This window comes from Ruminiclostridium hungatei (assembly GCF_002051585.1).
Lineage (GTDB): Bacteria > Bacillota > Clostridia > Acetivibrionales > DSM-1351 > Ruminiclostridium > Ruminiclostridium hungatei.
In genome coordinates, this window is the sequence record NZ_MZGX01000006.1 from 188947 (window position 1) to 212385 (window position 23439).

Annotated in this window: 23 protein-coding genes and 1 pseudogene; 5 read left to right on the forward strand and 19 right to left on the reverse strand. The window is 42.0% G+C overall.

Features of this window, described 5'->3' with window-relative positions; all coding sequences use genetic code 11:
* Positions 1–5 precede the first annotated feature (5 nt).
* The 4 genes from CLHUN_RS22060 to CLHUN_RS06300 all read right to left on the reverse strand — a co-directional run bounded on the left by CLHUN_RS22060 (position 6) and on the right by CLHUN_RS06300 (position 1495).
* A complete protein-coding gene (locus tag CLHUN_RS22060; RefSeq protein WP_165755678.1) occupies positions 6–152 on the reverse strand; it encodes a hypothetical protein in 147 nt (48 codons plus the stop codon).
* Between the two features lie 49 nt (positions 153–201).
* Entirely contained in the window at positions 202–417 is a 216-nt protein-coding gene (locus CLHUN_RS06290; protein WP_080063726.1) for a leucine-rich repeat domain-containing protein, read from the reverse strand.
* Positions 418–427: 10 nt separating this feature from the next.
* On the reverse strand, positions 428–712 hold the full coding sequence (locus CLHUN_RS06295; protein WP_080063727.1) for a hypothetical protein: 285 nt from the start codon (positions 710–712) through the stop codon (positions 428–430).
* 84 nt (positions 713–796) lie between these two features.
* On the reverse strand, positions 797–1495 hold the full coding sequence (locus tag CLHUN_RS06300) for a DUF4352 domain-containing protein (protein WP_165755679.1): 699 nt from the start codon (positions 1493–1495) through the stop codon (positions 797–799).
* Between the two features lie 264 nt (positions 1496–1759).
* On the opposite strand from CLHUN_RS06300, the gene CLHUN_RS06305 reads away from it, so the two are divergent.
* From CLHUN_RS06305 to CLHUN_RS06315, 3 genes are all read left to right on the forward strand, one after another.
* Positions 1760–2602 (forward strand): Ig-like domain-containing domain, encoded by an 843-nt coding sequence (locus tag CLHUN_RS06305; protein ID WP_080063729.1) that lies wholly within the window; start codon positions 1760–1762, stop codon positions 2600–2602.
* 223 nt (positions 2603–2825) lie between these two features.
* Entirely contained in the window at positions 2826–3020 is a 195-nt protein-coding gene (locus CLHUN_RS06310; protein ID WP_080063730.1) for a MerR family transcriptional regulator, read from the forward strand.
* 95 nt (positions 3021–3115) lie between these two features.
* On the forward strand, positions 3116–5053 hold the full coding sequence (locus CLHUN_RS06315) for a sensor histidine kinase (RefSeq protein ID WP_242656454.1): 1938 nt from the start codon (positions 3116–3118) through the stop codon (positions 5051–5053).
* Positions 5054–5056: 3 nt separating this feature from the next.
* On the opposite strand, the gene CLHUN_RS06320 is transcribed toward CLHUN_RS06315, so the two are convergent.
* A complete protein-coding gene (locus CLHUN_RS06320) occupies positions 5057–5743 on the reverse strand; it encodes a response regulator transcription factor (protein WP_080063731.1) in 687 nt (228 codons plus the stop codon).
* A gap of 133 nt (positions 5744–5876) precedes the next feature.
* On the reverse strand, positions 5877–6368 hold the full coding sequence (locus CLHUN_RS22065; protein WP_165755680.1) for a hypothetical protein: 492 nt from the start codon (positions 6366–6368) through the stop codon (positions 5877–5879).
* A 4-nt stretch (positions 6369–6372) separates the two neighbouring features.
* Here CLHUN_RS22065 and CLHUN_RS06330 point away from each other — a divergent pair, with 4 nt between their 5' ends.
* Positions 6373–10773, forward strand: coding sequence for an S-layer homology domain-containing protein (locus CLHUN_RS06330; protein WP_165755681.1), 4401 nt, complete (start codon positions 6373–6375; stop codon positions 10771–10773).
* 212 nt (positions 10774–10985) lie between these two features.
* Here CLHUN_RS06330 and CLHUN_RS06335 read toward each other — a convergent pair.
* From CLHUN_RS06335 to CLHUN_RS06355, 5 genes and pseudogenes are all read right to left on the reverse strand, one after another.
* Positions 10986–11731 (reverse strand): annotated as a pseudogene (locus tag CLHUN_RS06335) (IS256 family transposase); the annotation flags it as partial.
* A gap of 111 nt (positions 11732–11842) precedes the next feature.
* Complete coding sequence (locus tag CLHUN_RS06340) at positions 11843–12403, reverse strand: hypothetical protein (protein WP_080063734.1); 561 nt, start codon at positions 12401–12403, stop codon at positions 11843–11845.
* Positions 12404–12698: 295 nt separating this feature from the next.
* Positions 12699–14747 (reverse strand): hypothetical protein, encoded by a 2049-nt coding sequence (locus CLHUN_RS06345; RefSeq protein WP_133051094.1) that lies wholly within the window; start codon positions 14745–14747, stop codon positions 12699–12701.
* A 151-nt stretch (positions 14748–14898) separates the two neighbouring features.
* The gene (locus CLHUN_RS06350; RefSeq protein ID WP_080063736.1) at positions 14899–15360 is read right to left on the reverse strand and encodes a DUF6998 domain-containing protein; all 462 of its coding nucleotides are present in this window, start codon (positions 15358–15360) and stop codon (positions 14899–14901) included.
* 32 nt (positions 15361–15392) lie between these two features.
* Positions 15393–15722, reverse strand: coding sequence for a hypothetical protein (locus tag CLHUN_RS06355; RefSeq protein WP_080063737.1), 330 nt, complete (start codon positions 15720–15722; stop codon positions 15393–15395).
* A gap of 228 nt (positions 15723–15950) precedes the next feature.
* Between CLHUN_RS06355 and CLHUN_RS22850 the strand changes: the two genes are divergently transcribed.
* A complete protein-coding gene (locus CLHUN_RS22850; RefSeq protein WP_422785043.1) occupies positions 15951–16475 on the forward strand; it encodes an integrase core domain-containing protein in 525 nt (174 codons plus the stop codon).
* 249 nt (positions 16476–16724) lie between these two features.
* Here CLHUN_RS22850 and CLHUN_RS06365 read toward each other — a convergent pair whose 3' ends face one another.
* From CLHUN_RS06365 to CLHUN_RS06395, 8 genes are all read right to left on the reverse strand, one after another.
* The gene (locus CLHUN_RS06365) at positions 16725–17759 is read right to left on the reverse strand and encodes a hypothetical protein (RefSeq protein ID WP_080063739.1); all 1035 of its coding nucleotides are present in this window, start codon (positions 17757–17759) and stop codon (positions 16725–16727) included.
* A 401-nt stretch (positions 17760–18160) separates the two neighbouring features.
* On the reverse strand, positions 18161–18598 hold the full coding sequence (locus tag CLHUN_RS06370; protein ID WP_080063740.1) for a leucine-rich repeat protein: 438 nt from the start codon (positions 18596–18598) through the stop codon (positions 18161–18163).
* A gap of 257 nt (positions 18599–18855) precedes the next feature.
* On the reverse strand, positions 18856–19704 hold the full coding sequence (locus tag CLHUN_RS06375) for a DNA adenine methylase (protein ID WP_080063741.1): 849 nt from the start codon (positions 19702–19704) through the stop codon (positions 18856–18858).
* Between the two features lie 91 nt (positions 19705–19795).
* The gene (locus CLHUN_RS06380; RefSeq protein ID WP_080063742.1) at positions 19796–20263 is read right to left on the reverse strand and encodes a phage holin family protein; all 468 of its coding nucleotides are present in this window, start codon (positions 20261–20263) and stop codon (positions 19796–19798) included.
* Positions 20256–20951 carry a peptidoglycan recognition protein family protein gene (locus CLHUN_RS06385; protein ID WP_080063743.1) on the reverse strand — a complete coding sequence of 232 codons (696 nt, stop codon included), beginning with the start codon at positions 20949–20951 and terminating at the stop codon, positions 20256–20258. The genes CLHUN_RS06380 and CLHUN_RS06385 overlap by 8 nt, the downstream gene beginning before the upstream one ends.
* Positions 20952–21042: 91 nt before the next feature.
* Positions 21043–22059 (reverse strand): hypothetical protein, encoded by a 1017-nt coding sequence (locus CLHUN_RS06390; protein WP_080063744.1) that lies wholly within the window; start codon positions 22057–22059, stop codon positions 21043–21045.
* Positions 22060–22207: 148 nt separating this feature from the next.
* Positions 22208–22351: a hypothetical protein gene (locus tag CLHUN_RS22070; RefSeq protein ID WP_165755683.1), complete on the reverse strand. Its 144-nt coding sequence runs from the start codon at positions 22349–22351 to the stop codon at positions 22208–22210.
* A 1-nt stretch (position 22352) separates the two neighbouring features.
* Complete coding sequence (locus tag CLHUN_RS06395) at positions 22353–23051, reverse strand: baseplate J/gp47 family protein (protein WP_080063745.1); 699 nt, start codon at positions 23049–23051, stop codon at positions 22353–22355.
* Between the last annotated feature and the right edge of the window lie 388 nt (positions 23052–23439).

Genomic DNA, 23439 nt, shown 5'->3' on the forward strand with positions numbered 1-23439 from the left:
ACAGCTCAGTCCCCACGGGACTCAGATATGTCTGTTTTTCTCGGACTGGAATCTGTTCCAGGATTGCCTGCAAAATAAGACTCCTGTAAATTCGGAATATCCTTGAGCACCGAGAAATCCTTTATATTGTTGTTTTCAAAATGTATACTCATAATATTCGGTAAACTTCCAAGTGCCCTTATATCCTCGATTTTATTGTAGTCAAGGCTGAGACTTTCCAGACCGGACAGTCCGGAAATGCAAGCAATATCCCTTATGGCATTGTCTTTTCAGCCGTACAAATTTGCCTATGGGTGTTATATCAGAAACACCCATATCATCCAAATACAGTACTTCCAAATGCTCCAGATTTCTCAAAGCGGACAAATCGGTAATTGTATTGTTGGAATCGCCATTACGCCCGTTTCTTATCGGCATGCTGTCATACTCATTGGTTATTGAACTTAATCATTATCCTGTTATCCATCTCTGTCGTTAAACTCTTATCAGCTATGGGTGAATGATTGCTCTGTGAAACAGTATCTTCATTTACCTTGCCTGCATCATCCAATGCACTTTGATTATAATATTTGAATATTAACAGCGTTACTGTAAAAGCAATTATAACAACTATAGCTTTTTCATTTTGCCTCCAATAATTTAAATCCGGAAACTGGAAAAAGGTTACACAGGTACTCCAATAGTAACATCCCCAGCCTCTATTTGTAAACAAAAAGAAGCCTTAAGCAAAACTCTTTCGTTTTGAAGTAGGCCCCTCCTGCAATATTTGAAACATTTGAACCGTGTCTATCAGGGCTTAAAATCCTTTAAACCATAAACTGCCCGCACCGTCATATCCCCCATATGTAATCAAGGGTTTTTTATCATCAGTTTTCACCTTGAATATTACCCAGCCTTCGGCAGACTGACCTTTAAATAAAGCTGAATTTAAAGTCTCAGCAGGCAGCTCTGAACTCTTTATAGATTCATATGTACTGCCTTTTTCGGAGACTAATAAAAATGAGGCGTTAAAAACAAAGATGGCCCTGTTTTCATCTGTATTTTTAATATGAAATTTTACTTTTGCAAAAAGGTACTCATAGCCAGCCTCTAATTTCAAGTCCTTAATTTCGGTTTTAGTTATCAAATTCTTTACCTTGTCACCCCTGACTATTTCCTTAACTGTAATATCAGCGGTATACGCCTGTGAAGTCAGAGTCTGGGTTTTACCTACCGGAGCCGGATTATTACGGGAATTTGTATTTACTGCAGGTGCTTCGCCAAGAATAAGCTTTTTGCCCTTGGTATCTACCTTATACTTAATTCCCAGATTTCCAGCAAGTTGTTTCAGGCTTGAATAATATTCACCGTTAATTGTGACAACATCCTGTTTAACTGTTTTGCCATTTATTGAAGTAGCAAAAGCGCTTTTAACTGCTGTGAGATTTGACGCTGCAAATGAAATGGAACCGGTTAACAGAGCACCAATAATAAGTCCTGCTATAAACTTCTTCAATATAATCACTCTCCCTAAAATTTATATTATTAAATTTACTATATGTTGTAAAATATTACAAGTACTTGAATTATTGTTCATTCCAGTATTTGCACGTTTAACAAAAACAGGGGTAACACTGCTTAAGTCAATCAAAGCCATATTTAAACCTCAGGTTATATGTGAAAATTGCATTTATTCCATTTATGGATATAATTTTGCGAAAGCAATAATATCATATAGTTAGGAGATTTATGTTACATCAGTTATTGGGGAGGGGTTTTTATGAAGAAAATATTTTTAATAATGTTAATGTCAATATTTTTTTCTTTTGTTTTCTTTTCAGGCTTTACTCTAAGCGCAGTCAAGGATACCTCCTCTCCAAAGATAAAGTACAGTGACCCTGAAAATAATGCTTCAAATGTGACTATTAATAAGTCAATTAAAATCTTCTTTAATGAAAAGATTAAAAAGGGTACAAATTTTGAAAAAATAGTATTGACGGATAAGTGGGGAAATTCTTTTCCCATAAGATTATTTGTGACTTCTGACTGCCTTGCTGTAGTCCCCTCCGGCAATCTTGAAAATAATACTGCTTATGTCTTGAAAATAGCCAAAGGGGCAGTTAAGGATTTGTCCGACAACATGCTTATAACTCCCTTCAATCTCAGCTTCAGAACAGGAATTAAGGCGGAAGAAACTCCTGTAAAAGCTCCCGTGAAAACTCCTCAAACAACTCCACCGGCCGTTACAGCACCGGTCATAACGTCACCGGCCCCCTATGCCATGTTAATAACCTCATCCTCAGCTATCTCACTTTCAAACAAGGTTACTTCCTCAGACGGCTTGAATGTTTACATCTACTTCGGGAAAAATTATGTTGAAGCCAATGAGATTCAAGCGAAATACTCCCCAAACTGCCTGTTTGATTTTCAGCCGGCAGAATATATAGTTACGATATATGGAACTTCCCATGTTATTTTATCAGGTGACAACAGGACAAAACCTCTTCTGACTAATCCGTTATATGTAGGTGATTTAAACTTCAGAGAGCATTTGTACTCATTATTTGAACTGGATTATTACGAGTCGGCCATAAGGCCGTTGATTGAAGGTATGGGGAAATAAACCGGGATTATTTCGGGAAAGAGAGTAAAGGTGCAATTGTTAGCATTGGTGGTGGGTGAGGCTGCCGCTGATCCAGTCTGCCATATGCATCGGTTTCTTCTTATGGCTTGCAGCTCAGCAAATTCGAAATACATATGCGAAGTCCAATCGCTTTTTTCTTGAAAACTTCCTCAATAAGAAATATAATTTCAATAACAAGATGTTTTTTTGAGAGGAAGCCAATATGGAATATATCAGCACAAAAGAAGCGGCGGAGAAATGGGGCCTTACCCCTCGGATGGTGGTCTACCACTGTGTCAATGGGCGCATCAAGGGTTCGCAGAAAATCGCAGGTGTGTGGCTGATTCCGGGGGACGCCACCCGGCCTGAGGACAGGCGAAAAGGAAACGGGAGCAAGCCCATGGTAAAAAACCCATGACGCCGTTATTCCCTCCCAGGCACAAAGGAGAAAAGCATACCGGATCGTTAGAGGCGGTACCTATCAAACCTTTTACACATAAGTACGGGCTGTCATTGCTTCTGATAGCGGCGCTTTTCACGGTTCTTGCGCTGAGGCTGATGGTCAGGCCGCCGGAAGGTCCTGAAAGCGTCACGGTCAGGTCGCAGAACGGCGTGTATGATCTGACCGGCCTTGCGGACTTGGATGAAACGCTGATCCGTCTTGCTCCGGCAGGAACCTATTACCCCAATACATATTTGTCACCGGAAAATGCGGCTGCCGCTGTTCCCGAAAGCATTGACCGCTACAAAGAAATCCGCGCCGACTACCTCTCTCAGCGGTTTGTTCTGAGACTCCCGGATACCAGCGAGGTTTACACCCTGACCATTGCCCTCTCCGGCCGCCACGCCATGCGCGTCTATGTAAACGGCAGCCTGACTGCCCAGGCCGGTCATCCGGGAACCACAAAGCAGGACACCGAGGTGTGGGAGAACAACATCACCTTCGACGCGGCAGCCACAGACGGCAAAATGGATATCATTCTCCACAGCGCCCAATTTTATCATGTTAAACGGGGCGCGTCCCTTGGGTCGCTGAGCTTGAGTAAATCAGGAACCGTCCCTGATTCGTTTTCCTTTGACCGAATCAAGGGGATGGCCGTCGCAGGTGCGTTTTTGTGTGCGGCGGTACTGCTGCTGGGCATTTACCTGCTGCTGTCGCGTACAAAAGCAACCCTGTATTTTGCGCTGGCCTGCGTTGTCATGGCATTGCGGGAATGCCTGCAAAGTCAGGCATGGACATACTTTCATATTCCCGGCAACCTCTCCTTTATGCTGGAATATTTAAGCGTAGTGCTGCTGACCGTATTTCTTTCGCTGTATCTCGGACAGTATGCCACAGGGAAATTGCTGCTGGGCGTTCAATATACGGCGATTTTCGGCTCCTGTGTTTACGGACTATGCGTATTGCTTGGAGATTCCATCTTCTATACCTCAGTGCTGGGCTATTATCAGATACTGCTTGTTTTGTGCATCGTTCCCGGCATTGCCGGGCTGTTTTGGAACATGCGCAGCCCGACAAAGGAACAGGGCGCCGCGATATACGGCATCGCGGTCTTTTTCCTTGCCGCTTTGTCGGATATTTTGATGTACAGCGATTTGTTCGGCGACGGGCCCAATGCGCCCATATCGGAAATGGCCATGCTGGTGTTTGTGCTGGCGCAGACGGTTTCCCTGTTTCTGATGAACAACCGGGTGCTGGCCCAGGCCAAAGAAGCGGAACAGAAGCTGGAAACGGAAAAGAATGCGCTAGAAGCGCTTAACCGGCTGAAAACCGAGTTTCTGGGTAATGTCTCCCATGAACTGAAAACACCGCTGACAGTGATGTCCGGCTATGCGCAGACCACCAAACAGCTTGCCCAAAATCCGGATACGCTGGAGGGCGGCGAAGTGTCCCGCCGGATGACCCTCATTTCATCCGAAGCGGAGCGGCTTTCCCTGATGGTGGGACAGGTTCTGGAGGTGACCCGCATGGAGGAAGGGCGTATGGTCATGGAGCCGGTGCGCTGCTATGTGGATGAAATCATTCATGCCGCCGTTGAAACTCATTACCCCATCCTGAACAAGAACCAAAACCGGCTGGACATCCGCATCGAAAGCGGGCTTCCCGCCGTCCATGCCGACCCGGTGCGAATTTCTCAGGTTATCGTCAACCTGATTTCCAACGCGGTGCGGTTTACGGCAAACGGTCTGATTACCGTGTCCGCAAGGCGGGAGGGTTCTCATATCCTGGTCTGCGTGTCGGACACCGGTGTTGGAATCGCGGCAGAGCGGCTTCCCCATATTTTTGAACGCTACAGCAAAAAACACAAATCCGGGGTTGGTCAGGATACCGGCACCGGACTTGGGTTATACATATGCAAGCATATCGTGGAGCAGCACGGCGGAACAATCTGGATTGAAAGCCAGGAAGGGCATGAAACCAAGCTGTTTTTCACTCTGCCCGTACTGTAAAGGCTAATACCGCACCTTGCTGAATATGTACTCGTTTTTGCAGGGGCTGGACAGTTCAAACCAGCCGCCCTCATCGAACTTCATCTTTCTGCGCAGATTGGACACATGTGCCTTTACCGTGCCGGATGCCCCGGAGGACAGCTCGCCCCACGCACGGCGGTAGATTTCATTAAAGCTGAGCCGCTGTCCGGCAAACAGAGCGAAGCAGCCTAAAAGCTGCAGCTCTTTCAGCGTAAGCGGAATGCGATTTCCGTCCAAGGTGGCTTCTCCCGCCAGAAAATCAACAGTCAACGGAGGAAGCTCGATTTTCCCGGCGGACATGACCCCGTTTCTGCGAAGCTGCGCCGCTACATGGGCGCTCAGTACATTCAAGTCATAGGGTTTGGTGACGTAATCGTCACCGCCCTGAAGCAGTCCTTTTATCACGCTCTCATTTTCATCCCTGCAGGTCAGGAAGATGATGGGGGCGTTTGTTTTTTGCCGCAGCTCGGCGCAGAAGTCAAAGCCGGAGCCGTCCGGCATCATCACATCTAAAAGAATCAGGTCAGGGGCGTGTTCCTCCAGCAGAAACCGCGCCTCTGCAAGGGTCGCCCCGCAGATTGCCTCATATCCCTTGCCCTCGAAATATTCCCGGTTGATTTCCAGCACGTTGGCTTCATCCTCTACCATTAAGAGCTTTATTTTCTTCATCCCCTCACCTCCATTTCACCGAATTATTTTACCATATTTTATATAAGAATGGAACGCCGAAAAGTTCTTTTAAAAAATGGTAAAGATTTCTTAACCTTACGCACAGGGAGAAATTTTTCTGCTACGATTTAAACTATGCCGGAATGTAAAAGCGGAACCGGCGGAAATGAGGTGATAACGTATGCTGAAAATTACCCGGGTGGACATTATAGACGGCCAGACCTTGGACATTGAGCTCAGTAACGGCCATTTGATCCTGTTTGATATCCGGCAGTTGCCGGAAACGGATCACATCTACGACAGCCTGCGGGACCTGGAGGTACTGCCCCGCCCCAGCACCGACGGCCGGAGCGTTTTCTGGCGGGACGGCCCCCGGCTTGCGCTGGAAGAAATCCTGCGCTGGCTGACAGTTCAAAAAAACAATGAATGAGGAGGTAATATTAAAAATGAAACGAACACTCAAAAAACTCGGCGCAGTGCTGCTGGCGCTGTGCATGGTGCTGACAATGATGCCGGCGACAGCTTTTGCAGCAGAAGAAAATGTCACCGTTTCAACGGCGACAGAGCTTAAAGTTGCGTTGGAATCAGCCACGCCCAAAAATATCACGGTGAACAACACCTTCATCCAAATGAATCTCACCACGGTGGGGGCCGACCACACGCTGAACATTGCCACAGGCCAGATAGTAGAGGTCATGGGCAGTATACTGACCATTCCCGTAGGTAAAACACTGACGGTAAAGGGCCCGGGAACCTTCAGGAATTGGTTGAAAGATGGTATCGAATTGGAGGGAACGCTCTCGTTAAAGGATGGGCTGACCTTTAATGTCATTAACAACAATACGGGTATGGGAGTGAACATCGGCTCCAGCGGAAAACTTCAATCGGTGGATTGTGCGATAGCCATAGGGAATTCCGATGCTTCCAGCTCCGGCACCATTGGAATTTCCTCTTTCGGTACCATTGATATTCAAGGCGGCACGCTCCAGATTTATAATCAATGTTTTGGTTCAACAGGATTTTTCTCCCTCAGTCAGATGACCGTGTCGGATGGATGCGAAATAACGATTGAGAACACTGGTGATGGGTCAGTTGGAATTCTCTCCTTTGCCAGCATGCTTATAACGGGGTCCACTCTTACCATCAAAAATAGCAGGCAGTCCGGCTCAAACACAGGACTTTCTCTGGTGGGTACTGCTGACATCGAAAGCAGCCAGGTTGTGTTTGAAAATGATGCAAACGGAGTGGCCATTGATCCTAGCGACGGAGCTTTGACCTTTAAAGAATGCGAGATCACGGCAAATACTTCAGAATGGGGCATTTTTTCTTCGTTGGGTACAGGATCAGTAGTCTATGAGGACTCTACAATCACCGTTCCGTCCGGCAAAGCAATGATAGCCCAAAATTTATCTTCAGTCGGGGGGGGCGGCGCCTCAAAGATTATTTTGGCAGAAGGCGCCGAGCTTCAAGGCTATCCCATGCAGGACCGCGGCACACCGCTGACCTCAACAGCCCCGGTAACCGTGGGCGCGGCGAACGCACCGGCCTCCCCCACAGGCTTGAGCGCGGGAACCTATACGTGGGATAGCACCTATTTTACAAAGAGCGTTGACACCACTGCTCCCACGCTTTCGGCTGGAACGGTAAACCGCACCAGCGATACGGAGGCTACCATCGGCTTTACCACCGGTGAAGCGGGCACTGCGTTCTATGCGGTAGTGAACAGCGGCGCAGCGGTTCCCACAAAGGAAAGTGTCGCGGGAGGAACCTCCCTTGGCATGGTTACCGGTACAGTTACCGGCAAAGCTGTTACCCTGATCGCCGGGGCAAAGGACATATATGTGGTGGTCAAGGATGCGGCAAACAACATCAGCGACCCGCTGAAAATAGAGGCTGCGGCGTATTCTGCGCCGATCGGCGACGCGGGCTGGACGCTGAATAACGGTCACCTGACCATCACCAGCGACGCAGGCATGACCGGCTGGATAGCTGCCGGCTATGACCCCAAGGCCTCCGTCACCGCCCTGACCATCGGCGAGGCCGTGTCCGGCATTCCAGTCAACGCGTTTGTTAGCTGCCTCCATCTGGCCACGGTAACCTTTGACGGCACACCGGCCGTGACAAGCATTGGCGGCAGCGCATTCTCTTACTGTGCCCTCACCGCCTTTACCATACCCGCCAATGTTAACGCGATTAACCCCACAGCATTTGTCGGCACCCCGATTACCACATTTACCGTGGCGGATGGTAATACAGACTTCAGCGTCTCCGCACAAAGTGGCGCGCTGCTGACAGACGGCGGGGCCACGTTGTACACCTTCCCTAAGGGGATAACCGGTGAATACACCGTGGAGGACGGCATTACCGCCATCGGCGGATTCGCGTTTGACGAAACTGATCTTTCCATCGTCGTCATCCCCGATACCGTGACCTCCATTGGGGACAATGCATTTCCGGGCGATTCCATGCTGACCGCCGTGTTTTTCGAGAGGAATAATCCGCCCGCCATCGAAGGCAACTATAATTTTCTATATTGCGATAAGCTATCCTCCATCTATGTTCCGGCGGGCGCAGTGGATACCTACAAGGAGGTACCCGGCCTGGCCAACTGCGTCGATATGATCAAGGCGAAACCCGATGAAAACCCTAGTGTCAACAACGAAGACGAGCTGAAAGTGGCGCTGGAATATGCGCTGCCGCAAACCATCACCGTCGCGGGACCCATCACACTGAGCGCGGCCGACGTTACAGTGGGCGCAGACCACATGCTGAACATTAACGGCAACACCCTGACCATCAGTAATAACAGGGGCATCATTACAAACGGCAAAGCCCTGACCATTAACGGCGGCGGCACGGTAAAGGTCGCCACCCCCGCCCAGAATGGTATTCGGGGCGGCAACGGTACCAGCAATATCGCCGGTGGTACGCTGAACCTTGTAAATGTCACGGTGGATCTGGAGAACACAGGCAATTCCGGCGGCCTGTCCAATATGGACATTACTGTGGGCAACAACGCCACCATCAATCTGAAGTCTCCGACAGCAGGAGGCCAGATCCGGTTAGGAAACGATAGAACCCTGACCATCAACACCGGCGCCGCGGTGAATGTCAATGCTTTTACAGACAGGGGCATTGACATCCTGGGAGGCACAGTGCATGTAAACGGCGGCACATTAAGCGTTAAGGTAGGTTCAGGGGTTAACCAGGGTATTTCCAGCAGCAAAGGCGGCAGCTTCCTGAAATATTCTTCCGGTACGCTTTCTCCCGAGGAGGGAAGCGGGCTTTATTTAATTGTGACCTCAAAGGTCGAAGGCATGGGCAACAAATTCAAGGACCGGGGCACGGTCTTTACCGCTCCCGGGCAGGTCGCGGTGGGAGCAAGTAACGCACCGGCCTCGGCAGCCGGCTTGACGGAGGGCACATATTTCTGGAACGGCAGTCTGTTTGAGAAACATGGGATCACTGTCACCACAGAGCCGCAGGATGCAACTGTCACACAGGGCGCAATCAGCGGATTCCTGTCGGCAGAGGGTACAGCCAGCAACGGCAATCCGATTGGTTATCAGTGGCAGCAGCGCAACGAAGTACCAGGGGGGGTTTTTTACAGTGAGATTGCCGGGGCGACAGGCAGCAGCTTTTCCATCCCGACGAATTTAACGGAGGGGACTTATATCTTCCGCTGCGTACTCACCGCTGCGGGCTGCCATGACGGGGATACACGCGATGTAACTGTGACGGTGAACCCGGCGGCGTATTCCGGCGGCGGAGGTGGAGACGGCGGAAGCAGCGTATCTGTTGTTACACCGCCGGCAAAACAACCGGAAATAGAAACAACAACCTCAGGAAATACAACAACGGCTACAACCACCGCTACAGCGACTATTGACAACAGCGGCAAGGCCACAGCAGCAGTTACACAGGCACAGGTAAGCGAAGCCATCACCAAAGCGGTGGAAGCAGCGGTAAAGCAAGGCAGCGGTACGGCAGCGGTTGTAGAAATTAAGGTAACGGCTCCGGCAGATGCCAAAACCGTAGAAACCAGCATCCCCAAGGCAGCAATAGAACTGGCTGCGGACGGCAAAACAGCAGCTCTTAAAGTGTCCACCTCTTTTGCGTCCATCAGCTTTGACGCAGCCGCACTTTCCACCATAGCAGGAGAAGCGGCGGGAGCTGTGAACATATCGGCCTCCAAAGCAGAAGTCTCTTCTCTGTCTGCGCAAACGCAGCAGATTATAGGGGACAGACCGGTATACAATTTTAGTGTCACCAGCGGAGATAAGACAATTTCCCAATTCGGCGGCAACGTATCGGTATCGGTGCCCTATACGCCTAAAACCGGTGAGGATGTGAACGCTATCGTCATCTACTACATAAATGGGTCAGGCAAACCGGAAGTAGTAAGCAATTGCAGCTATGACCCGGCCACCGGCACAATAAGCTTCAAGACCAGCCACTTCTCCCAATATGCGGTTGGCTACAATAAAGTGACCTTCAAGGATGTGGCTGAAAGCGCAAGGTACAGCAAGGCAGTGGGCTTCATAGCAGCAAGAGGCATCACCACAGGCACAGGAGGCGGCAATTACAGTCCTGATGCAAAACTGACAAGAGGCGAATTCATCGTCATGCTGATGAAAGCTTATGACATAGCCTCCGACACAGCGACCGCGGATAACTTCGCCGACGCAGGCAACACCTATTACACAGGCTATCTGGCAGCGGCAAAACGCCTTGGCATATCAGGCGGTGTAGGCAAGAACATGTTCGCGCCGGGCAAGGAAATCACCCGTCAGGAGATGTTTACCCTGCTGTATAATGCACTGAAAGCAATAGGCGAGCTGCCCAAAGTCAATACGGGAAAAACGCTGTCGGCATTCAGTGATGCCGGACAGATCGCTTCCTGGGCAAAGGACGCCATGACATTGATGGTTGAAACCGGAACAGTCAGCGGCGGAAAACTTGCTCCTGAGGAAAAGACCACCCGTGCTCAGATGGCACAGGTGCTGTATAACCTGATGACGACCAAATAAAATCTTAACGATATGCAAAGAAGAAGCAGCGTGAGAAAGACAAAGTAGTCACAGATATTGAAAAAGCACTATGTGGGCTTGTAGGCCAGAATCTGGCTTACAAGCCCTTGACTACACTATAGAGAAAAACAAATGGCAGTCAAGAGTGCCCTTTTTTAGGGCGTGTATTTACTCTTGACCGACCGTTTGTTTTTTGCTAGGACAGTCTGTAAGCTCTTCATGGCATTGGGGCAGTGCTCCTGCCATTTTTCCATCACTTCCTTCATCTGCTGATACCCACTCTCTTCAGAGGGTGCGTGATAGATTGTTTTCAAATCTATGGTAAAAGCCTTTTTATCCTTATCCGCAACATACTTCAATGTATTCCTGACCTGGTGCACGATACAACGTTGGTATTCTGTCCGGGGACAGGCCACAGCTATGGAGTCCTTGATTCCCGTTAGCCCATGGCACAAAGGACCATGATATCTTTGACTCCCCGATTTTTCAGCTCGTTCAAAACACTCAGCCAGTATTTACTGCTTTCATTCTCACCAACCTGGATTGATAGAACTTCTTTATGCCCGGAATCGTTGATCCCCAGAATAATATAGGCTGCAAGCTTTCGAATCACATTATTGTCTCGAACGGAAAAATGTACGGCATCGATAAAGACAATGGGATAAATGCTGGCAAGCGGTCGTTTTCGCCACGCATCAATTTCCGGAAGCAGCTTGTCGGCGATGTCTGATACCATACCCTCACTGACTTCGAATCCGTATATATCTTCAATTTGGTCGGAAATTTGCCTTGTTGTCAGTCCTCTTGCATACATGGCTATAATTTTGTCTTCAATGGCTGAAATGTCTTTCTGGCGTTTTCGGACTATTCTGGGTTCGAAGGTGCTTTCACGGTCCTGGGGAACCACAACGTCCGTTTCTCCATATTTGCTGCGGATGGTTTTGCTCTTTTTCCCATTGAAAAAAGCCTACTATGATTTTTTATTTTATCATAGAAAGCTTATTTTACAGAATTTTTTTCACAGGCTCAGGTTCATCCACAGTAAAATTTACTATTAATATTAATATGCTTAATATGTCTCATCTCCTCTAATCACCGGTCCTCCCGGATTTATAACATACCCTTTATAACTTCCTGAATCTTGTTTTTCTACAGTAGCAAAACAGAATCCGTCTTTGTTATATAAATCGGAATTTTGGGGTTTCTCCCAAAACTTAACCTGCCATGTATTTTTACCTGTCTCATTTACTTCAAATACGCAAATATCATTGTTTATTATAACTCCATTATAATGAGAAAACTTAGCGTTACTGCAATCGTAGTCAAAAATAGCCTGTCTGGTTGCTCTTATAATATTAGGATTGATTTCCTTTATGTTTTTATCAATAGTTACTCTATAATTAATTTGCACATTAATATCAAATGAATCAGTGCCTGTATTCTGATTCAATGTTTCTATACTGGAATCTGATGCCGCATGGCCTTGAGTCTCTATACTAGAATCGGACGCCATATTATTTTCAATCTTTAAATCATTTTTGTCATTGCAAGCTACAAAAGTAAATAAAATTAACATTAACAATAATAACAAGCTGAGTCTTTCAATACATCTACATTTTTTATTTTGCATAATCCAATCACCTCTGTAAATATTAGACAGAAAAAAACAAATAAAGTTTCATTGACTGACTCTTATTTATTAATTTCCATAACTATTTATGTTCTGCATTAATCAAAGAATTCCTACATACATAATTAAAACCCCGCGATTGACGGAGCTATTATAAAGCTTTGTATAACATCCAGTAAAATGGCTCAGGGCTATGGCCAAATCAGTGCCGGCATTTGACCTTCCTATGCGAAAGGCTGACTTGTCGACGCCAGCCAACCCATATGCGGCAACCTGGGACTGACGGGCCTCCTAATTATCTCTCATCTTTATTCATACTTTTATTTGTCTTATCAATTAACTCCTGTGGTGGAATCTTAAGAATATTAGCTACTGCACTTACATCATCTTTACTTAAATATGTAAAATCACCTGTTTTTTTAACAAAATCAAAGAATTTCAATTGAATATTATCTAAATCCAAAATCCTTGAGGTATATTCAAGCTGACTTTTTGCAATTTTTATCTGAGGAGGCTCACTTAGTATTGTTAATAACTTTTCAGGTTTAATATCACCTTCATAAGCTTCATCGAAAAATACAATCTTTTTATTACCTATAACTATAGCTGGAGCCTCTCTATCAAAAAACCTTCTAAGAACTGACTCATCAACAACCACGCAATCATCTATTTTAAGTGCTTCACCTAAGTTAGCCATACATACAATAACCTTATGAATCTTTTTAGGTATCCAAAATGATGGAAGATTCAGCTTATCTTTAATAATGTCTATTCTGTTTGAATAAAAATCGCTTATACGATTCAGTTGACTAACAGCCGATTGAATTTTCAGCTTTAATTCATAGTGTTCTCTTATAGTATGGGGTTGCAGGAAAGATTTTAATTCAAGTAAGAATAATTCTTCTCCCATAACAAAAACTGCATCACACTCATATGTCTCATTTTTCTCTTCGGTTACAATACGTACAACAGAAAAACCTGAAGATTTAATTTTATTTAGTACTCTTCTTTCAAAACCATATCCTTTAAAAGATACATCAACACCCCTGTTAACAAAATTTGACAACATAGCACTAGCAGCCTCAATATTTGCTAGAAATGATGGTAAAGCTACCAGATATCCATCCATCGGAATCAGAGGGCAGTCTAATAAGTCTTTAGCTTTTTTATCAAACGTTAAGTAATTAATAATTATTTCGGCATTCTCTGCACATACACCTCCCTTTTCAATTATCTTAATCCATTCGCTTCTCTTTTTCGCTATACACCAGTTATTAATTGATAGCCCTGTGGTATTAATATTTTGGCATGAATTCAAATAGTTTTCTGCTTCCATTCTTAAAACTATGTATGCTCTAATCCATTCTGCGATAGAAACCTTAAAGCACTCTTCTTTAAAAGTATCCGACCCAAAAAATTCATGTGCCAAAATAGTGGAGAGAGCTTCTTTTGATGAACAAAATTCCTCTGGTGGCAAAACTAAAGTATTTTGTACCACTTTTATGTTTTCCTCGCCTATAGCTTCAAAATCAAACATCCACTTAAATTTCATACTTCTAAATCTTATGTTTGATATATGATGTGCAAGAAAATCGTTATTTCCACTAGGAATGAAAGTAATTTCTCCAGTTTTTTTACTATAAATTTTTGAGTTAGTAAACTTCCACTCATCATATGTATGGTATAAACGATCCCATTTATCAATTAAAGGAATATGCTGTCTTGATACAATTAAATCATCATATGGTATATTTATTTGTGTCCCACTCAAAGGTGCATTATTATGAATCAAATATTTTAATATTACACCCACATACTCCATTATGTTATCAATACTCTGTACCATTTGTGAAATTGAAATAGTAAAATCTATAGGCTTCCCATTATAATCTCCACCAATAATTGCAAATGGATATTTTTTTATAATACTGTCTAATTCAGAACCTTTCATATAGTCACTACAACTTCTGACCCAAATTTCTGCTACTAGTAGTATAGCGGGAATTTGATTTATTTTTGTTACATTATCAACACCACATTTAGATCGTAAATTTAAAAAATCCTTTATTAACTTGGCAAGTAATGATACCTCATACTTAAAAATTAAAATTTCTTCACATTTCTTTCCGAAGTGATCAGATAGTATTGTTAAACTTTGTTCGTATAATTCTCGATTTCTATCAGTCCCATAAATATCTACGCATATTCCAGACATCTTCAAGATTTTTATACAACAGCTAACATCCGCTTCTTCACTTAAACTTTTAATTAAATTCAGAAATTTAACCGGGTTAGAATTTGCCAATCTTTCAAGTTTATAGAAATTAATTAATTCCTCTTTCACAATATCATCCTTTATAATCATTTATATTTTTACCAGCTTGTTTCCATACTTTATCTAGAAGTTGCAATCATCAAAAGCATATAGCCTAAAAAAACTCCACCGTCAAGAACTCCCAAATTATGTTCAGTTCATTTTTATAATTTTTTCTTAACTATTTTATTCTTTGCAATTGCTTTTCTATTGGTACTTTTTTGAATAATTCCTTCAATTTATTTGTTGATATATTTCTTTGTCCATTGTTCTGTAACTTACCTGCTGCTTCCCATACTATGGAACCAGGACCACTATATATTTCTTCAATTGCTCCAGTAGACAAAATTTTAATAACAAGTAAATATTCCGGGTTACCCCTTAACCCAATACTCCTACCTTGAGTAGCTTTAATTTGGACAAGCCTTCCATCTACTGTCGTAGCATCATGTGTTTCAAATGATGGTGGAAGCAATTTTAATCCATAATAGAATTCTGCAAGAACCTCACCTATACTTCCAACCAAGTGTCCATCGGGAGTAAATGGCCTTCCCGGAAAGCTTTCTTCAAGAAAGTCTACAATTTTATATAATTCTTTAATCTTATCTGGTATTGCATAAATTTTACTTTCATTATTATTCATAATATCCTCTTAAATCTTTTAAAATTAATATTTTAAGATTGAAGTAATGCTTTAATAAGTGCAAATATATATGCTGTATTACTTGATATCTTTCGAACCTCACTTCTAGCACCCTTCTCACCATCTGCCCAGCTTGCATAAACCGCATATACCTGATCAAAATCTGAAAAAACAATCTTTCTCGGTGTAGTTATTTTACTACTTGGGCTTTCCATCTTTGCACTATTAATAAAGATAAATTCTTTATCAGTACTTGCACTAAACCACACCGGAATCCTATTAATTTGGGGTACACTCTTATAATCATCAGGATCTATAGATAATTTATCAATTATTTTCTTCCATGCCTCTTCACTAGTCATGATTTTTATCCGCCCTGAAAATTAATTCAAATTCTCTAAATTTTTATTAATTTACTTTCATAAATACTACAAAATTTCTTCAAATTTTATATATCGTTTGTATTTTATAATTTCTTTCTACAAAAACAAAAAAAATCCTCCTATTTTGTAAAAAAAAGGGATTATAAATTATTCGAGGAGAACAAACTAGCTGTTGGCCAAATAGCAAATATCCTAAATGAATCTGCCATCCCCTCTTATTACGGAAAAAAACGGAGTAGTACGCAACTGGTGGCATCAACTTTCAAACAGGCATATGTGCAAAGAAATCCCTCAAGCTCAATTATTTTTAATAGTGATCGAGGCACACCCTACGCTTCTTACGCATTTCAAAAATTATTATGTGACTATAATGTAGTACAATCATTTTCGAATTCTGGAAAGCCACATGATAACCCAGTATCCGAAGCTTTCTTTTCATCCATCAAACAAAAAGAAATCTATCAGACCAGCTACTGTTCAGAGGCAGAATTTAAGAAGGGAATAGAAAAATATATTACATTCTATAATACGAAAAGACCTCATGCGGCAATTAATTATAAGATGCCAAACCGTATGGAAGAAATATTTAGGTATCTTTGGAAACAGGGGTTCGGAAGTTGTATTTTCCGCTTTTCTCATAACAGTTTTCCGATGTTTGTTATTATGAATTCTAATAACAAGGATTTCTACAAAACCGTGAAATCCTTGCCAAACAAGCTTTTCACGCAATGAAAAGGGTATGAAATCTGAACATTTCTAATTTTTTTGTTCAGATCTCATACCCTATATCATGTGGTGGAGGCGAACCGTACCAGTCAAAGATAACAACAAATATAAGTTATTACCGCCATATGATATAGCCTCTATTTTGAAACAATATTTATCAATTATATGTTTTTAAAGTATGTATATATATCTTGGAGAACTATATAGCGATTAAGAACATTTTCAATTATAGATAGCAACTAGATTAATAATGACTTACTTATTTGTACAAAAGGATAGTATTTCTCCATAGTAGTAATTGGAGTTAATTTTTAAATAAGCCTTATAAAAATAAATTTGTGATTCTTGTAAATTTGTTGGTGATATAGCGAATGTGTCTGTTGAAATAATTCCATCATACGTGTAAAAAAACTCCATCTTATTTTTATCTTTACCGAGTATGAATCCACATTCTTCAATATTATCATTAATTTGGCCAATTTTACCATGCAAAGTAACCGTGCTACTATTTACGATATCTGCCTCACCTGTTGTTATACTATAGACCTCTATACTAGTTGAAGAATTATTAATACTAATATTTTCAGATGTGCTAAAAGACAGTACTGAACCATAATAATATTTTGAGTTTACTTTTATATAAGCTTTGTAATAATAAGTTTGTGACTCTTGTAAATTTGTAGGTGATATAAAAAATGTATTTGTTGAATTAACACCACCACATGTGTAAAGGCTTTCCATTTTATTCTTATCTTTACCTAGTATAAAGCCACATTCTTCAATATTACTATAAAATCCCCCAGTTTTGCCATACAAAGTCACCGTACTACTGTTGACGATATCTGCTTCACCTGTTGTTACAGAATAGTTATCTATTGGCGCCTGTTTAATTGTATTCTTTTCTAAATTATCTTGTTTATTTATGCTAAGTTTTTTTTGTGAATCAGATTTTTCTGAAACTTTTTGAGATCTACTATTTTTGGTAGAATCAATTACTGGTTGTTCTAAAGAAGTATTTATCGAGTCAACAACACCTCTTGTACTTTCACTACTAACCTCATCATTTGGTTTATTGTTTGCATTATTAGTCTGCACATTTCTATTTGTTCCAAATACAACAAGTACAGTAGCCATAGTGATACATAGTATTGCGATAATAATGTGCTTAATTTTATCACTTTTCTGTATAATCTTCTCAGAAATTATTAAATGTAAGGAGTTAACTGCTAGACCTAATAAGACTACAATTATTATACATCCTATAATGTTTATCATTAAATCATTTCCCATAAAGCCTCCATTTATAGTAATCATAATTGGAACTGTAATCCATAAAATACTAACATCTTTTACATATATTAGCAACTATGTTTCTCTGATAAATTATACATAGTAGCAATAAATAGGGAATATAACAGTCATTAATCAGGATTGTTGCATGAATTCAAAAACACACTTTTCCTAAAGGTCCAGAAAATTAAATTAATCATTATCACTCTAAATCGCTACCGCACTATTCTGTTTTTAAAGATCACCTTTCGTATCATAATGTTCAAACTACGCACTAAAATGGGTAGTAAAAAACCGCATTTCAAGTTTACTGAATGTGCGGTAATAGAATGATTGTTGTTATTTAACATTATAAAGTAAAACAACTTCTGATTATACTGTTTATTTCAGTCTGAATTCTTTTATTTCGGTTCAAAGACGTAATTGTTCATATCCGCATATGCCTTTATATACTCCGTTGTACCGGATAGGATCGTCCCCGGACAGAAAGCGCCATCTTTGATACACTTCACAGTGTCGGGAATCGATACACGCTTTAGGTTAACACACAGAAGAAATGCATCTTCATTTATTATGGTCACACCGTTTGGAATGATTATTCTGCATAGATAGGGCGTTGCAAATGCACTTCTACCAATGCTAGTCACAGGATAATCGTCTACCATATCCGGAATTTCGATAACTGCCTGAGTCTTAAAAGAATCTCTTATGCCCACTACTTCCGCTGTTTTTTTGCTCTCTTTAATCTTAAACAAAAGCTCGTTCTTCTTTCGGGTCTTTTTTCCATCGACTTTCTTTGTTCCCTCCATATTTAAGTCCTTTGTTTCTTTTGCCTTCATTATTTTTGCCTCCTTTTGTATATATCAATATAAACAATAACTTGTAACTCACCCCATTACGAACCACCAATTATATAAATAATAGGTGGTTCGCATTTTAAACAACTCTGTAATAATTCAGAAATCCATTACATCTATACTACAATTGGTATTAATTGGTGTCAACATTTGTTTGGTATAACAAGTACCTCATTATTCAATTCTCAATGATCAACTTTATTTGTTCGTAATCTTTTGCTAATGCGTTCGAATTAGTCTTACATTCCAGATAATAACAAAGAAACGCAAATAATAAGAGTATGCTTGTAAACATGGCCTTGAAATTTATGCACCTGGTCCCTACAAAAGGTATAATTGCACTTAATAATCCCTACACAATACTTATTCTCCTTCCCCTCATACCGATTAACCAGATTATGGTTTCTCTGAATTCCTTCTATCTGAAAGTCCTGGTACAAATCCCGCACAAACTCACAGTCATTGTATGAAAGCAGGAATTTACCTTTAATGTTCTTCAGAGCACTGGCAAGCCGCACATGATCCTCCTCGGAGAATTGCGCCTGATAATATTTTTCGGTTCCGTAATACGGTGGGTCAAGATAGAAGAAAGCATCTGGCCGGTCATAGACTTCGATCAGGTTTTCAAAATCCTTATTTTCTATTACCACGCCGGAAAGCCTTTTGTTTATATGCTCCAGGTACTCCGCCATGTGGGCGATATTCTTCTTTATACAGCCGAAATTTTTCTGATTGCTGCCGTAGCTGGTTTTCAGTACCATAAAGAATCTTGCCGCCCGCTGGATATCGGTCAGGCCCTGCATGTTGTATTGAGATTTGAAATCATTAAAAATCTCCCTGGAATTCAGAACATACTGCAGCTCCTTTTGAAGTTCACCACAGTGATGCTTTACGCATCTGAACAGGTTCACAAGCTCGCTGTTGTAATCATTATAGACTTCCATGTCAGCATGTGAATCCTTGTAGAAAAGTACCCATGCAGCTCCTCCGAAAACCTCTATATATCTCTTGAAGCCCTGAGGGAATCTCTTTGTTATTTCCTTTTTCAAATAATTCTTTCCGCCTATCCATCCGATGAAACTATTCATAAATATCCTCCAAAATAAAATATATTTCGAACATATGTTCGTTTAACGGCTAAAAAAATATACCCCCAGGCAATATGCCTGAGGGCAGATTCTATTTGCCGCTGATTGCTTTTTCGCCTGCAGCATCAACAGTTCCTTTGAACACTGATATTGCCTTTCGCAGAAAGCCTGGAACTGGTGCTCCCATCTTTCCTGCGTTCTCGATTATGCTCCCCAGCTCCGTGAGTATGTACCATACCAGAACCACCGGGGTTATCAGTACCGTATATGAAAATGGTATTTGAATATTAGGAATGTTGTTCATCACGTTGCCTATTACCCAGTCAAGTATCAATGCCACCAATACTGCTACGATACTGCCGGTCTTATGCCAGATGCCTTCACGTGCCGTTTTGCTTTCCCATGCTCCACGTTTCCAGGCAGCCATGGAACCTGTTATCCAGTCCACAGTCATGCAAAAAATAAATGCGACTATCAACCATCCGAACCAGCCCAGCCAGGCTGACACCCCTGCGAATACAGCTACGATTGTTATTTTGAATGCGTTGATATTATCCATCCTGTCTACCTCCATAACTTTTTGCAATCTTAATAATCAGGGCTTCAAAACTGGGATCAATCCCTCTCTTCCTCAACCAGAATTCATATGACGTTCCAGCTTTTCCTGCGACTATTTTCAGTGCCTCTTCATAGGTCATCAAATTTTCCACTGCTGCCTTTACAAGTGGAATAAATCCCTTTTCAGCGGCCTGCCTGGAGTTGCCTCCAAAATATCTTGTGCCGGGGCAGGACTTGTTCTGTACCCAGCAATGGTATGGCAGCGTGGTTGTAGAAGGGATGATACTGAACTTTTTGCAAAGCAGCGCATTAAGCAATATAATACTTAGCTTTTGTTCTTCGGTCATTGTGTCAGTATCAAAGTTACCGACATTTTCTATTGTGATCGAGTCTTTGTTCCCGGGGCTCAGGAAGCCTCCACCATCTTTTGTAAGCGGCCGCCCTACGCATATAGTACCATCGGGAAAAGTTGAAAAGTGCTGGGCTATTTCACTCATTTTAAGATTGCCTACATGGTAATTTCCCATGCTTTTCATCAACGCAATGTGATTGCCCTTGAAATCCTTGTAGGCCGGGCTTGCCGTGTGGTGCTGCTGGATGTTTGTGAACTTCTTAGTGCCTTTTATCTCTTCGATATGGGCTCTTAATTCTTCCCCATTCATTAAGATAAACTTACCTTCTTGTTTCATTAATTTTCACCCTTTCTTTTTTTATGCATACTAAAAAGGACTACCCGTTTCTGAGTAATCCCGTTTAATCAACCTATTAAATTAATGTTTTTTATTCTGTATACTCTTTTACCTCAAAGCTTGAAATCTTATCAAATGCTATATATTCTTTTCTGCTTAAGAAAGGCTTGATATTATTCTTCTTTGTTATTGTATAGTATGCTTTTCCTGTGCCATCCGATTTACCATCATACCAGTTCAAGAAGGCTAAAAGCTCTGCACCTGAGAGATCATATTCCTTGATTTGTCCATTTGTCATGGTTATTTCAAGGATTCCAGGGTTGCCAATAACCTCAGGAGCGGTCGGTGTAGCTGAAGCTTCATTTGAATTAGGACTTTCTGTTCCATTTACTACAGCGGATATAACATAATAGTACTTAACATCATTATTCACATTTGAATCTATATATGTAATGGCTGATGTTGTTGCAATTGTTGTGTACGGGCCACCTGCAGTTAAAGCCCGTTTAACATTATAACTTGCAGCTCCTTCTACGGAACCCCAGGATAAGTCAACTTTTTTATTGCCAGATATTGCATTTAGATTTGTCGGGGCATCTGGTGTGTTAATATCAACTAAATAGCCAGTTTCATCAATATCTATGGCATCAATTTGTGTAAACTTCCCAGTTGATTTGCTTGTAACAGTTACACTATGGGTTCCAAAGGATAAATTAGTTTCTTCGTATAAAATGATTTTTCTTTGTAATGATGTTGCATATTCTGACATTGTGTAAATATTTCCATCAATAGATATAGAGTTGTTTGTCGGATGGTCTTGGTTAATTACTCCTATAATTCTGAATTTTGTACCAACAAACTTAAAAGTATAATTGGAATCTGACGTAGAAGTATAATGTGAAGTTGAATTATAATTACTTGAGACATTTTCAGTTAACCAACTGCCGGAATATTTTATTCTGCTATCTGTATCATCATACCTTCTCCATCCTTGATCTGGATTGGCTGAAACCTGACCAACAGACGCTGCAAAACTAACATTACAAAACGCTGCAATAACTGCTATAAAAACAACAAAAAACCCCGCTAACTTACCAAATCTTCTCATCGTTTCTACCTCCAAATTAATGTTTTGCTAAATTATACCTCAATATCTAGATTAACATAAGTCTGATAATTAATTTCTTATAAGGGTATAATTAGAAGTTTATGCAAAATACAAGAGAGTCTTTTACAGCCCTCTTTGAGTCGTGATATTACCCTATTGCGCTGAGTATTTCTTCTTTCTCTTCTGCTGTTAGTGCTGGATAATCTCGAATAATTTCCTCCGTCGTCCTTCGTTCCTGCAACATCCTAGCTTTTATGGCATTTACAAATATGTTCTTTTTCCATATAGGCATGTTATATAGCACCTCCCATTAAAGCAGTTATTGCTATCGTTATGTCATCAACTCTTTTCTGCAATGAGGTGTTTTCAAGTTGAACTTCAACAACTTTATTAATCAACTGTACGGCTTGTTCGATATTAACAGTGGTGCCTGAAGATGTTACTATATTAGTCTCTTTATCTACAGCATATATTGTTATATCACTTATGCTCAAATCCGATATTGATTGTCCTGCAAGCTGTCCGTCCCCCACCGCTATTCTGGTAAAATTAAGCTGTGCACCTGCCTGGGCTTTTGCCGTGACTGTCCCCTGATTCTGCCCTGCAGGTATGACAAGTTCCTGCAGAGTTGCAAAATATATAGTCCCGTCAGGAGTCGCCCGCGTTCCGGCAGGTATGTGTGTGCTGGATGTCTGAGCTGCGGACAGTGAAAACTTTAATGTTACTCTTGCCCTCTGTGCAGGCAGCCGGGTACAGTCCCAAAATTCCCCCAGGCTGTCCAGCACTTCTCCTGAAGCATAACGAAGGAGGTTTCCTCGGCCGGTATTATTTATAGAATTATATGCCGAGACCAGCACCGGGACAAAATTATATAGAAACTGCCGGCGCTCATCCCCAGGATAAAGTGTTTCGCCCATATGCTCCTCAAAGGCTTTTATCAAGTTATTAAGGATTTCCCCGCTGTCAACGGTCACAAAATTTATATCGCTCATATTTCCACCACCACCTTGAACTGAATGTTACCGTCCTCATCAGTGCTGGCAGACTGCACCTCGATCAGTGAAGCCCGGGGTTCACGTTGAGTTATTAGATCGGACAGTTCTGCTGCCGCTATGGCTATAGCCTGGTCTAACGGTTTGTCTATAAAATCTCCCGAAAGGCCAAGCGTCCGGTCATATGCCACCTCATACCTGCGGGTTCTCAGAAGGTTTGCTATGTTCTGGATTATACGTTCACTCCCCTTTGTCCCCCAGTGTAAGAATCGGTGCTAAAATACCCTTAATAAACGGTTGAAAAATCCCCACAAAAAACGTAGTCTTCTCTTTGGGAGGAGACGCAGCAATGATACAAAGTGAGGAATTTTTCATGATCAGAGATTTA